The organism is Bacteroidia bacterium, from assembly GCA_016218155.1.
Taxonomy (GTDB): Bacteria; Bacteroidota; Bacteroidia; order Bacteroidales; family GWA2-32-17; genus GWA2-32-17.
Genome location: JACREQ010000049.1, coordinates 19,888 through 33,285, shown reverse-complemented (window position 1 = coordinate 33,285; position 13,398 = coordinate 19,888). Strand labels below are relative to the sequence as shown.

Sequence of the window (13,398 nt, the reverse complement as noted above, 5' to 3'; positions counted from 1 at the left end):
GACCACATTATAAAAGTTCCAATTGCGATTAAGAAAAAAGTCCAGTTTGCAAGCTTAATGCTCCATAAAGGTTTTTTCATTAAGAAGGGAACTAAAAATAAAAAGGCTCCAAAAACAATCATATATGTTGAACCAAAAATACCAACCAAAGGATGTACGGTCATCATAGAAAAGAAATGCCCAGTATCAATTCCCGGAATAGGTGAAACTTCATAAAGCCGCATCATCATTCCTTCAATTGCAGAAAAACCGTAATAAATCAAACCAACTACTACAAAGCGTAATGTGATTTTTTGCATAGGTGTTAAAGTCTGTGACTTAAAAGCACCTTGCTCGCCATTCATTAATTTATTAATATAACTCATAATTTTTATATTTTGTTATTTTTTTATTCTATTACTTCCACAACATCTTTTTCTACCATATTAACACCTTTAGGCCCCGAATATTCCGTAGATCTGATAGTATAAACACCCGGTTTTGTAAATTGCCAGAGAAGATCATTATTATGACCAGGAATTACCTGCATTTGAAAAAGCATTGAATTATCTTTTCTGAATAACCCAAAGCCGTATGTTAAATCCTGAGAATTAACATTAAACAAAACTTTATCATTCACCTTTACCAACATCTTTTCAGCAGGCAAAATAAATTTATGATTTTTAACAGAAATTTCAAAAACTTTATCAGCTTTAATTTCTTTTCTGTTTAAATCAATTGGTGACCAAGGAATAGTGTTATAGGTAACAATGTGAATTGTTACACCTGTAAAAATTAGAAAACCAATCCAGGTATAAAAAATTGCGGGTTTAACCAGTTTCCCTTCTCCTTTTGTTGTAAGCCTGTATGCAAACAACGAGACTATTGTTATTATTACCAGCACATAGCTGGTATAAACAATAATTAATCCATTTAAAACATCTGATGAATCTGCCATAGTTCTCTTTTTTAAATTAATATATATATTTGTTAGTACTAGATTTTTCTTTTATATCTTTTAAAGTAGTTTCTGAAAATGTCTTTATCATTTGTTCTTTTATTTCTACAAATAAGCTGTGCATTTCACAAGTTTTTTCGGAACTACAATCTCCATTGCCTAAGAAACACTCTTCAAATTTTTCTAAACCTTCAACTTTTTCAATAATTTCGGCAATTGTAATTTGATCGATAGCTTTTACTAAAACGAACCCGCCATTTTTTCCTTTATTACTTTTTACAAGATTGCTTTTTGAAAAACCTGTAAGAATTTTTCTTAGGTACCTATTATTAATACCTAATTCTTCATGTAATTGCTTTGCAGTAAAACTTTCGCTTGGTTTAGCAGCCATGAGCAACAAAATTTTAATTGCGTAAGATGTTGTTTTATTTAGTATCATAATTACTACCTTGAGGTATTCATTTGCAAAAATATATCAAACAAATCCCTAAAAAAAATAATTTGACATGTTACACAACACAATTCGGTACTGCATTACCTGTTTTGATGGGTTGATAAAATTTCAGAATGAAGAAATATACTCTCTCAATAATTCAACGAGTTCTAATACAGTGAAATAGTAGATGATTTAAATAATGTTAAAAATACATTATTATTTGAAATATTGTGTAATTTTGTGAGTGAACATTCACTTATTATTTATTAAATGTACAATTTAGCAAACGACAATCTGAAATATTAAACGTTCTTTTTGTAAAAACTTCTTAACAAGGATAAAAAGTACAAATTTTAAAAATAATATAACAAAGTGTAATTTACATTATAACTCTTATTATAAATTAAATAAATTATAAATATATGAGCGAACTAATTAATAACTCCAAAGACAGAAAAGAAAAGCTAAAAGCACTAATTCTTAAACTGCATACTGGTTCATCTGAAGAAGATGTTAAACAGGAACTACTTAACACATTAAAAAACATTCCTTATGGTGAAGTTGTAGAAGTTGAGCAGGAACTTATAAGTGAAGGTCTTCCTGAAACAGAAATATTAAAATTATGCGATGCCCATTCTTCAGTGTTGGAAGGAAAAATAGACCTTTCAGGCGCAAAAAAAATCCCAGAAGGGCATCCCGTCGATGTTATGATTCATGAAAACAAAGAATTGAAAATTGTAATTGCTCAGATTTCATCTATTATAAGTGAAATTGAAAGCAATCAACAGCTAAACCTTTATCCTGAAATTTTAAAATTAAGAGGATTATTCAATAATTTATTCGACGTGGATAAGCATTATCAGCGAAAGGAATATTTATTATTCCCTTATCTTGAAAATCAGGGAATAACAGGACCACCAAAAGTAATGTGGGGAAAACACGATGAAATTCGTGAATTAATAAAAGGTAGTATTGAAATATTGCTTACTGAAAACCTTGCTAAAGAAGAGTTTTTAGCTTCCTGCGAAATGGTTCTAAAACCTGCAATACATGGAGTAAGTGAAATGATACCAAAGGAAGAAGAAATTTTATTTCCAATGAGTCTTGACAAACTTACAGAGAAGGATTGGTATGAAATCAGCAACCAATCATTGGAAATAGGATATTGTTTATATGACCCAAATGTAATATGGAAACCAGAATGGGCTTCCGAAATATCTATTAATGATGCCCAAAAATCTGGTAGTCATATACAATTGCCATCAGGTAGTTTTTCCGCAGAAGAATTACTTAGTATTTTAAACACACTTCCACTTGACATTACTTTTGTTGATAAAGACGATAAAGTAAAATATTTTTCACAAGGTGCAGAACGTATTTTTCAACGTAACAGAGCAATACTTAATCGCGATGTTCGTCATTGTCATCCACCTGCTAGTGCTCATATTGTAGATAAAATCATCGAAGATTTTAAAAGCGGAAAACAAAATAGCGCACCTTTTTGGATTAACATGGGAGGAAAAATGATTCATATTGAATATTTTGCTCTTCGCAACGAAAAAGGGGAATATCTTGGCACACTTGAAGTCTCTCACAATGTCAATGTATATAGAGAATTGCAAGGCGAACAACGAATTTTATCTTATAAATAACAAATATTATGGAATCAAATAAGAATTTAATAATAACACCAAAAACAAAAGTATTACAACTGATTGAAACCTATCCTCAATTAGAAGATGTTTTAATTGGATATGTACCTGCATTTAAAAAACTAAAAAATCCTCTATTGAGAAATACAGTCGCAAGAATCACCTCTTTGCAACAAGCTGCAAGCATTGGAAATGTAAATATAGGTGATCTAATAAATAAATTACGTAAAGAAGTTGGACAAGAAATAATAACAGAAAGTATGGATACGGTTTATAATACTACCAAACCAACATGGTTTGACGAACAAAAAGTAAAACAAATTTTCGATGTAAGAGAAATGCTGGCAGCAGGAGAACATCCAGTTGCCCAAGTAATGGCAGACTTGAATGTTTTGCCAAACAACACGATCTATAAATTAATAGCGCCTTTTTTGCCGGCACCATTAATTGATAAAGCTACCAGCTTGCAAGTAGAACATTGGATTGTTAAAGAAAGTGCCGAATTATATCTGATTTATTTTTATAAACCATAATTGATCAAATCTATATTTAATAACATTTTAAAATATAAAATATGATACCCGAAAATTATAAATCAATGAAGATAGGCGAAATAGTTGCTAATGATTTTAGAACAGCAGTTGTTTTTAAAAATGCCGGTATTGACTTTTGTTGCGGTGGAAATCAAAGAATAGAAGAAGCTTGTGCTGAGAAGAAGATTGATATCTCTATAATTGAAACAAAACTAAATGAGCTTGAATATACTGAAATTGACACAACACAAAATTTCAATGAATGGGGTTTAGATTTTTTGTGCGATTATATAGTTAATACCCATCATAAAACCGTCACAAAACTTTTACCTCAATTGGTTTCATATACTCAAAAAATTTCTGAAGTACATAGTGTTAATCATCCCGAATTAATTGAAATAGCTAAATTATTTTCGCAGATTAACACCGAACTCATACAACATCTTAAAAAAGAAGAAGAGGTATTGTTCCCGGCAATAAAAGAAGTATTGAAAACAAAAGATAAGAAATTTAAAGAGATTATCATCTCAGAGATAAACAGAATGAAAGGCGAACACGAGTTTGCCGGTGGTGCAATGGATAAAATAAATGTTTTAAGTATTAATTATATGCTTCCTCCTGATAGTTGTAACACCTATCAGGTTGCATTTAAACTGTTGGAACAATTCGAAGATGATTTGCATATTCATGTCCATCTTGAAAACAATATACTATATCCAAAAGCACTAAATCTTTAAAAAAATATATTATTATAACAATACACATTTTAATAGATGATTATTACAATTATAATTAAAAATGATAAAATATTTTTTTAACAATATTAAAATTAATTATGACAGATGGATCAAAATTTTATCGATAAAATATTATTAATTGGTTCAACTCTGGCATTTTTTCTGGCTATCTTACTTCTTAAGAAGAAAGGTAAAGCCCTACATGATTATTTTATTAGTGCATGGTTGATATTTCTTGGTTTATATGTTACGGTATATTCCTTTAGTCCGGCCTATTTTTTCATAAATAATCCTTGGTTAATAAACTTTTACATATCAATTCTTTTTCTTAATGGGCCATTTTTATTCGTGTATATAAAAGCTCTAACTAATTCAGATTATAAATTTGACAAGAGTATATTGTGGCATTTACTACCTTTTATTATATTTAATTTATACCTGATATTTTTCTTTCCTTCAGAAAGCATATTAAAAAACGCTTGCTCTGTTCATGGAAGTTCGAAATTAGAATTACCGTTACCATATTTCATATTTCTTATCATTATTGCTTTTTCAGTACCCTTTTATATCTTTTGGTCGATTAGCATACTCCGAAAACACAGGAAAATAATTTCAGATAATTTTTCAGCAATAGAAAAGAGAACACTAACCTGGCTTAGAAATTTAATTAGTATTCTTGGAATAGTATGGATAATATTAACTTCTATTATTTTTATTCATCATGTATTGTTATTATTTTCAGATAGTTTTTGTATAAACGGACTATTTATGACATTAACTGCTTTTATAGTAATGGTAGGTTATTTTGGGTTAAATCAACCAGCAATCTTTACTTCACAAAATATTTCTATTCCGATAGATATTATTAAGAGTGATAAACCTTATTCAGGTTCTTCATTAAAAGATGATTATATTCAACAATACCTTGCAATTCTTGAGGAACATATGAAATCCAAAAAACCTTATCTAAATAACCAATTGACATTGAGCCAACTTGCTACAGAAATTAATATTCTCCCACATCATCTCTCCCGAATTATAAACGAAAATTATAAATTGAATTTTTTCGATTTTGTAAATCAATATCGAGTAGAGGCTTTTAAAGAAAAAGTTATCAATCCTAAATTTGAAAATCTTTCTTTTTTAGGTCTGGCTCTTGAATGTGGGTTCAACTCAAAATCAACTTTTAACAGGATTTTTAAAAATGCTACTGGTCTTACACCATCTCAATATAAAAATACTTTTTTCTAAAATTCCTCTTACTGTTTTCTTAAAATCTTCTGGTCTTACTTTATAAACCGAGTACTATAAACACGTTTTAATAAGTCTCACATTATAATATGGGGCGATTACTTATTTTTCATACAGTAATTTTGACATAGGTTTCAATAATGAACCTTTTATTAATTACTTAAATAAAAAGATTTATGAAAAAACATGAAATGGTAGTTGTAACTAACAACTTAAAAAGCAATCAAAAAAGGAAAGGAAATTTTAGAATTAAATTTGCATCCTTATTTCTCTTCACAATGTTGATTTTTTCAACAAATGCGACATTTGCTCATTGCGATTCAATGGATGGGCCATTAATAGCAGATGCAAGGAAAGCGATCGGACAAAACAATATAAACTATACACTCAAATGGGTTAGACCTGAAAATGAAACAGAGATAAAAAATGCATTTAACCTTATGATGAAAGTCAGAGGATTCAGTGCTGATTCCAAATTACTGGCTGAAACGTACTTTTTTGAAACATTGGTCAGAATTCACAGAGCTGGAGAAGGTGTGCCTTTCACCGGAGTGAAGCCATCAGGAACTCCTATTGATGAAAAAATTCTGGCTGCCGACAAATCAATTGAAATTGGTAATTTATCCCCACTGAATGGAAAGGTGATAAAAAAAGACTTGCCTGAGCTGACTGAGCGATTTGAAAAAGTGATGTCATTGAAAAATTTCGATATAAATAATATTGAGGCTGGAAGAGAATATATTGAAGCTTATGTTCAGTTTTTCAAGTTTGCTGAAGGCGAAGTTGAAGGACATAATGCTCATGGTCAAGGAAATGAGGGGAATGCTACAGAAGGTGTTCACGGAAGTGAAGAGCACACAGTAACCACTGGTCATGCAGGACATCTTCCTTGGATTTTTAGTGGTTTTCTTTTAATAACGACAATATTATTTGGCATTTTATATTTAAAAAAGAAAAATTAAATTCTTATAAAATTAATAAGTATAAAAAAAACTTTTTTGTATGAATGCATTAAAATTATCGCCTGTTTTATTAAGTGCCTTGTTGCTGGCAGCTCATTTTTTTAGGATAGAGGAGCATGTAATTGTGGTAATATGTGTTTGTTTTCCGTTTTTGCTGTTATTCAGAAAAAAATGGGCAGCACGTATTATCCAATTAATTTTATGTATCGGAAGCCTTGAATGGTTTCGCACCATTTATATAGATATTGAACTCAGAATGCAAGAAAACGAGAGTTGGCTCAGATTGGCAATTATATTAGGTATGGTGGCTGTTTTCACAGCTTTGTCATCATTGGTTTTTCGATTCAAAACTATTCGCAAAATTTATGGATTCAATACTAAGTTTGAAAGTTCTGATATTTCTAAAAATAATTCTTTTACAAAATATATAATTCTTTTATTGTTATTAGTGTCAATATTTAATTCGGTTGCAGCTCAAAATATCCAACTGAAAGGAAAGGTTGAAACTATTGATAGTGACAATAAAAGAATTCCACTTTCATATGCTAATGTTTATTGGTTTGGAAAAAACACTGGAACAACTACTGACGAAGCAGGAATGTTTACACTTCAAAAACCGGCACTTGAAAACCTATATCTTATAGTAAGTTATGTTGGTTTTACGAATGACACGATTTTAGTTCCAAAGAATCAAACACAAATTAATATTCACTTAGAAAGGAATTTGGCTTTACAGGAAGTTATAATTGGAGAAAAAAAAGAAGCAAATTATATGTCAAAAATAAGTCCTATTCAAACACAAGTAATTACTTCTACGGGATTACAAAAATTAGCATGTTGTAATTTATCTGAAAGTTTTGAAAACAATGCTACTGTAGATGTAGCATATACCGATGCCGTTTCAGGTGCAAAACAAATACAAATGCTTGGACTTGCAGGCATTTACAGTCAATTAATGTCTGAAAATATTCCTTCAATAAGAGGACTTGCTATTTCACATGGATTAGGATATATTCCCGGACCTTGGATGGAATCTATTCAAATTTCCAAAGGTACTTCATCTGTAATAAACGGCTACGAGTCTATTACAGGTCAGATAAATGTAGAATACAAAAAACCTGAAAATAGCGACAAACTTCATTTAAATGTTTATGCAAATGAACTTGGAAAAGTTGAGGGGAATCTTACTTCAGCGTATAGGTTAAATAACAATCTAAGTACTATAATAATGTTGCATGGAGAGAATTTCGCATCTGAAATTGATAGAAATCACGATAATTTTCTCGATTTACCTAAAACATCACAGATAAATATTTTCAACAAGTGGAGGTATGAATACAAGAAAAAATTTGTCACACAGTTTGGTGTTAAATATTTGTCAGAAGAACGTGACGGAGGACAAATTGGATTTGATAAGGACAAAATAACAAATAGTAATTTATATGGAATCGGAATTAACACAAAAAGATACGAAGTATTTGCAAAAGCTGGAATTCCCCTTACAAAACCGGAAAACAGTTTAGGATTTTTATTAAATACATCAGGACACAACCAGAATTCATTCTTTGGTAACAATTTATACAGTGGCAACCAAAAAAGTTTTTATTCTAATATAATTTATCAGTTCATTATTAATAATACAGATCATAACATAAGTACAGGTATTAGCTATCAATATGATAAATATGATGAACATCTAATTAACGCAGCTACTGATACCATAATTAATAAAACTGAAAATATTCCTGGAGTATTTGCTCAATATACTTATAGTTTTCTTAAACAATTTACACTGATTGCAGGATTCAGAGCTGATTTATACAATACTAATCAAAAGTTTTTAACCCCACGGCTTCATTTAAAGTATGATCTTAATAAGAAAACTATTCTAAAAGCATCCGCAGGAAAAGGCTACAGGACAGCAAATGTTCTGAGCGAAAATATGGGGATACTTGCCAGTTCAAGAAAATTTATTTTTTCTGAGGCACTTAAACCAGAGGAAGCATGGAACTATGGGGCAAGTTTAACCAGATATTTTTCAATCAATAAAAATAAAGCCACTTTTATTCTTGATTTTTACAGAACAGACTTCATAAACCAAGTTATTGTTGACATGGACAGTAAATATAGCGAAGTCTCTTTTCACAATTTAAAAGGAAAATCATATTCAAACAGTGCTCAGGCTGAAGTAATTTTTGAACCTATTAAAAGATTTGAAATTAATGCTGCTTTTCGCTTAAATGATGTATGGATGACAATAAATAACAAATTGGAAGAAAAGCCCTTTACAAATAGATATAAAGGATTACTATCATTATCTTATTCGACAAAATATGATAAATGGCAATTTGATTTTACTACCCAGTATAATGGAATATCTCGCTTGCCAAATACTGATGCATTGCCCGAACAATACAAACAAGAAGATATAGCACATTCATTTTATTTGTTAAGTGCTATGATAACAAAGCGGTTTAAATGGTGGAACTTATATGCAGGAGTGGAAAACCTAACTAACTTCAGGCAAAAGCAGCCTATCATTGCTTCAGAAGATCCTTTTGGTCCATATTTCGACACCTCTTTTTTATGGGGACCAATCCTAGGAAGAACAATTTATGTTGGATTAAGATTTTCAATAAAATAGTATATAAACTTTAAAAGTAAAAAAAATGAAAACAATTGCAATTTATTCAGTAGCATTATTTATTTCCTTGTTTTTTGTGCAACCTAATGTTTATGCCCAAAAGAAGAATGACATTAAAGTTGTAAAGTTACAAACCTCTGCTCACACAGAAATGTGTAAAGCTAAAATCGAAAAAACACTTGCTTATGAAAAAGGGATAATTAAATCAGAACTCGACAGAGAGTCACAAATTCTAACAGTAACATATAACCCTAATAAAACAGATGTAAATAAGATAATTAAGGTAATTACAAACTTAGGTCACGAAGCAAAGGAAATTATTGATAAACAAGAAGATAAAAATAAAAAATAAATAAGTATGCGAATCAAGAGTGTTAAAAAATCGAAATATAAAAAAAACACTTGCAAAAAGTAAAACTATATTGTATCTTTGTGAGTGAATATTCACAAACTTATTAATAAAACAAAATCTTAATTATCATGAAAATCACAAAGTACCTAGAACAGCAAATAAAAGAGACTCCTCACATGATTGATGTAAGAGAGATGTATAATAAAGAATCTGCACAGGCAATGCTTATGGCTTTGAAACCTGGCGAAAGCTTGAAGCCACATAAAACTCCAGTTGATGTATTCTTTTTTATTGTAGTAGGTCATCCCACCATTCATATTGGTGATGAAAGTGAAGTATGCGAAGCACTTTCGGTTATCGAAAGTCCAGCAAATATTGTGCATTATATAAGTAATAATTCTGATGGAATAGCCAGAATACTTATAGTAAAGGCACCACGACCAGTAAGTTTAACTAAAGTACTCTAGGCTATATTTCAAGAAGTTTTATTTAATATTAAATGTCAATGGAAATCACACCCCGTCAGTTAGAAATTATTGAAGCAGCAGGTAAAATACTTACATCATCTGGTGTAAGTGGGTTAACTATAAAAAATCTAGCCAAAGAAATGCAATTTTCTGAAAGTGCTATTTATAGGCATTTTACAAGTAAAGAAGAAATAATTATTGCAATGCTTAATTATTTGGCTGATAATACAGATAAGCGATTGTCTAATCTTACTAGTTCGCCTTATCCAGAAGAAAACTTTAAACAGTTGTTTAAGGAGCAATTTAGTTTTTTTAGCCAGAATCCATATTTTGTTGTAGCTGTTTTTTCAGATGGGTTAATGGAAGAAAGCCAACGCATCAATGAAACCTTCCTTAAATTAATGAATGTTAAAATGAAATACTTAATGCCTATAGTAATGGAAGGACAGCAAAAAGGTGTATTTACTAATGCCATTACAACAGACGAACTAATGCATATAGTTATGGGAACATTTAAACTTCAAATGTTTAAGTGGCGAACAGCAAATTTTCAGTTTGATGTAAAAAGAAACGGCGATAATATGGTTCATGCCATTTTAACATTAATAAAAAACAAGTAAAAATGAAGAAGATTCTATTATATGTAGCTGCAATAGCATTAGCTGCTTTTGGTTTGCTTACCTTATTTCTAAGCAGTTCTGTGATATTTGATTTATTTGGTATCAGAGCAAAAGAAGGTAATTATGTTTTATTGGTGGTTTGGGCAAATTTTATAAGTAGCATACTTTATCTTTTTGCAGCCTATGGATTTATAAAAAACAATAAATGGACTACCAAGCTTTTAAGTATTTCCTCAATTATACTAATAATAGCGTTTATCGGATTATTTATTCACATTAACTCAGGAGGCATTTATGAAACTAAAACTATTGGAGCAATGATTTTTAGAATAACTATAACTATAGTTTTTTCTGTATTTGCATATTTTACTATAACAAAGCACAATAAACCTAAACATTAAAAAAATTTGATTATATATGTTAGTAAACATTCACAAACAAGGGTTACTGGTATTACTTTCATTAGTGATAATTTATTCTGCACAAGCACAGGTATGGACACTTCAACAATGTGTAGATACTGCACAAATAAATAATAGAAGTTTACAAATAAGCAGAAATAATATTCAGATTGGTGTACAAAAGCATAAGGAAGCAAATGCAAACTTAATTCCTAAACTTAATGCATTAGGAGAATATAAATATTATACAGACCAACCTACCCAGCTAATGCCTTTGTCTACTTTTGGTGGTCCTGATGGGAAATTCAAAGAAACACAATTTGGTGTTCCGCATAATATCAATGCCAATTTGCAATTTGCTATGCCTTTATATAACCCACAAATATTTGGAGCAATGCGAGCTACAAAAATTGCATCGGAATTAAGTGAGATACAATATCAGAAAACAGAGGAACAATTGTTTTTTGATGTGTCAAACTTATACTACAATGCACAAATACTACAAAAACAGCTTTCTTTTATAGATAGTAATATAGCTAATTCAAAAAAACTTTTTGAAAACATTCAATTACTCAACGAACAGCTAATGGTTAAGGCTACTGATGTAATAAAGGTAAAATTACAATTAGAGCAATTGTTTACACAAAAAGATCGTATCAAAAGCAATTATGAGCAAGTTATGAATGCCTTAAAATTCACTATAGGATTATCTATAATTGATACTATTAAAATTGAGGATAATATTCAATATGAAGAAGCCATTGAATATTCAAATTCGACAAGTGTAGATGTAAGAATAGCAGAAAAACAAAATTATTTATTATCGAGCGAATTAAGAACATTAAAGAATTCGCGAATTCCATCACTAATGTTGTATGGCACTTATGGGGAAACAGGTTTTGGTTATGATGAGAAACCAAACGATTTTCTGAAATTTTATCCCATCGGATTTGTTGGTGCTCAGCTTACTTTTCCTTTGTTCAACGGAACAGTTACAAATAGAAAAATTAATCAAAAAAAAATAGAAATTCAAAACAGTCAACTTCAATTAAATTTGCTTACAGAACAAAATGCAATGTTAATTGATAATACAACCCGTCAAAGAATAGTTGCCCGAAAAACAGTTGAAAATACTCTTGCACAAATAAAATTAGCTCAAACAATATATGAACAAACCATTTTACAACAAAGAGAAGGAACAGCAACTTTAAGTGATGTTTTATTGGCTGATAATGCTTTACATGAAGCTCAACAAACTTACCTTTCTGTTGTAATTGATTATTTGAAAGCTGATTTAGAGTTAAAAAAACTAACAGGTAACATATCAAATAAAAATTAAAAATATGAATAGGAAAATTATCCTCACAATTGTCATTATATTGGCAATTATAGCCATTGTAGTATTTCGCTTGATAAGCAATAAAGAAACTACAAAAAATAGAGTATTTCAATACAATAAAGAACAACCTGTAACTGTTCAGGCAGACACTGTAAAACTTAAAAATATTAATGCTGAATTATTTTATTCAGGAACATTTGAATTTAACAAGGAAACAAAAATTAGTACAGATATTCAAGGTAAGATTAATTCTGTTTTAGTGGATATTGGAAGTACTGTTAAAAAAGGACAGGCACTAATTCAGTTGGATAATACTTTATTAAAACTGCAATTACAGGCAGTAGAGATTCAGATTGAAGGATTGGAAACCGATGTTAAACGATATACAGTTCTTGCTAATGCAGATGCAATACAAGGTGTTCAGCTAGAAAAGGCAGTGTTGGGTTTAAAATCTGCTAATGTGCAAAAAGCAACTTTAATTGAGCAAATTAAAAAAACAACCATCATGGCTCCTTTCGATGGAATTGTTACAGCTAAATTAACAGAAGAAGGTGCATTTGCAGCACCAGGAGTGCCACTACTTCAAATTACTGATATCTCTGTTTTGAAATTCACTGTAAATATCCCTGAGAACGAATTAAATAAATTTACAGAAAATCAAATATATTCTATTTCGGCAGATGTATATCCCGAAACAAAATTATCCAGTAAAGGTATTATTGTGGGGAGTAAAGCAAATATTGGAAACAGTTTTCCTGTTCAGTTTTTTGTAAATAACACATCCGATTTGAAAATAAAATCGGGGATGTTTGGGAAAGTAAATTTGAAAAGCGAGAGTAATCAAAAACTTATCATTATTCAAGCTTCTTCAATTGTTGGAACAACTATTCAACCACAAGTTTATATTGTTAAAAATGGCAAAGTCATTTTACATAACATCACTACTTCAAATAGAATTCAAAATAAAGTAGTTGTATCGAGTGGCTTAAACGAAGGCGATGTCATTGTAATTAATGGGTTTATTAATCTTTTTGATGGAGCTAATGTTTTAATTAAATAAAATCAGC

General features: G+C 30.1%; 15 protein-coding genes. 12 read left to right on the top strand and 3 right to left on the bottom strand.

The window, feature by feature from the left end; genetic code table 11:
• From HY951_09795 to HY951_09785, 3 genes are all read right to left on the bottom strand, one after another.
• The coding region (locus tag HY951_09795; GenBank protein ID MBI5540338.1) for a cbb3-type cytochrome c oxidase subunit I at nucleotides 1–365 on the bottom strand (365 nt) is incomplete at its 3' end.
• Between the two features lie 23 nt (nucleotides 366–388).
• A complete protein-coding gene (locus tag HY951_09790; GenBank protein ID MBI5540337.1) occupies nucleotides 389–937 on the bottom strand; it encodes a cytochrome C oxidase subunit II in 549 nt (182 codons plus the stop codon).
• 16 nt (nucleotides 938–953) lie between these two features.
• Nucleotides 954–1,376, bottom strand: coding sequence for an Rrf2 family transcriptional regulator (locus HY951_09785; protein ID MBI5540336.1), 423 nt, complete (start codon nucleotides 1,374–1,376; stop codon nucleotides 954–956).
• Nucleotides 1,377–1,795: 419 nt separating this feature from the next.
• Here HY951_09785 and HY951_09780 point away from each other — a divergent pair, with 419 nt between their 5' ends.
• The 12 genes from HY951_09780 (at nucleotide 1,796) to HY951_09725 (ending at nucleotide 13,391) form a co-directional block, all read left to right on the top strand.
• A complete protein-coding gene (locus tag HY951_09780) occupies nucleotides 1,796–3,025 on the top strand; it encodes a DUF438 domain-containing protein (protein ID MBI5540335.1) in 1,230 nt (409 codons plus the stop codon).
• An 8-nt stretch (nucleotides 3,026–3,033) separates the two neighbouring features.
• The gene (locus tag HY951_09775; GenBank protein MBI5540334.1) at nucleotides 3,034–3,558 is read left to right on the top strand and encodes a DUF1858 domain-containing protein; all 525 of its coding nucleotides are present in this window, start codon (nucleotides 3,034–3,036) and stop codon (nucleotides 3,556–3,558) included.
• 65 nt (nucleotides 3,559–3,623) lie between these two features.
• The gene (gene ric, locus HY951_09770) at nucleotides 3,624–4,295 is read left to right on the top strand and encodes an iron-sulfur cluster repair di-iron protein (GenBank protein MBI5540333.1); all 672 of its coding nucleotides are present in this window, start codon (nucleotides 3,624–3,626) and stop codon (nucleotides 4,293–4,295) included.
• A gap of 105 nt (nucleotides 4,296–4,400) precedes the next feature.
• The gene (locus tag HY951_09765; protein ID MBI5540332.1) at nucleotides 4,401–5,546 is read left to right on the top strand and encodes an AraC family transcriptional regulator; all 1,146 of its coding nucleotides are present in this window, start codon (nucleotides 4,401–4,403) and stop codon (nucleotides 5,544–5,546) included.
• 176 nt (nucleotides 5,547–5,722) lie between these two features.
• Entirely contained in the window at nucleotides 5,723–6,508 is a 786-nt protein-coding gene (locus HY951_09760; protein ID MBI5540331.1) for a LysM domain-containing protein, read from the top strand.
• A 40-nt stretch (nucleotides 6,509–6,548) separates the two neighbouring features.
• Nucleotides 6,549–9,152 (top strand): TonB-dependent receptor, encoded by a 2,604-nt coding sequence (locus HY951_09755; protein MBI5540330.1) that lies wholly within the window; start codon nucleotides 6,549–6,551, stop codon nucleotides 9,150–9,152.
• A 25-nt stretch (nucleotides 9,153–9,177) separates the two neighbouring features.
• A complete protein-coding gene (locus tag HY951_09750; protein MBI5540329.1) occupies nucleotides 9,178–9,504 on the top strand; it encodes a cation transporter in 327 nt (108 codons plus the stop codon).
• A gap of 128 nt (nucleotides 9,505–9,632) precedes the next feature.
• The gene (locus HY951_09745) at nucleotides 9,633–9,971 is read left to right on the top strand and encodes a cupin domain-containing protein (protein MBI5540328.1); all 339 of its coding nucleotides are present in this window, start codon (nucleotides 9,633–9,635) and stop codon (nucleotides 9,969–9,971) included.
• A 38-nt stretch (nucleotides 9,972–10,009) separates the two neighbouring features.
• On the top strand, nucleotides 10,010–10,591 hold the full coding sequence (locus tag HY951_09740) for a TetR/AcrR family transcriptional regulator (GenBank protein MBI5540327.1): 582 nt from the start codon (nucleotides 10,010–10,012) through the stop codon (nucleotides 10,589–10,591).
• Between the two features lie 2 nt (nucleotides 10,592–10,593).
• Nucleotides 10,594–10,992: a hypothetical protein gene (locus tag HY951_09735; GenBank protein ID MBI5540326.1), complete on the top strand. Its 399-nt coding sequence runs from the start codon at nucleotides 10,594–10,596 to the stop codon at nucleotides 10,990–10,992.
• Between the two features lie 16 nt (nucleotides 10,993–11,008).
• Entirely contained in the window at nucleotides 11,009–12,331 is a 1,323-nt protein-coding gene (locus HY951_09730; GenBank protein MBI5540325.1) for a TolC family protein, read from the top strand.
• A gap of 4 nt (nucleotides 12,332–12,335) precedes the next feature.
• On the top strand, nucleotides 12,336–13,391 hold the full coding sequence (locus HY951_09725; protein MBI5540324.1) for an efflux RND transporter periplasmic adaptor subunit: 1,056 nt from the start codon (nucleotides 12,336–12,338) through the stop codon (nucleotides 13,389–13,391).
• Nucleotides 13,392–13,398: the final 7 nt, after the last annotated feature.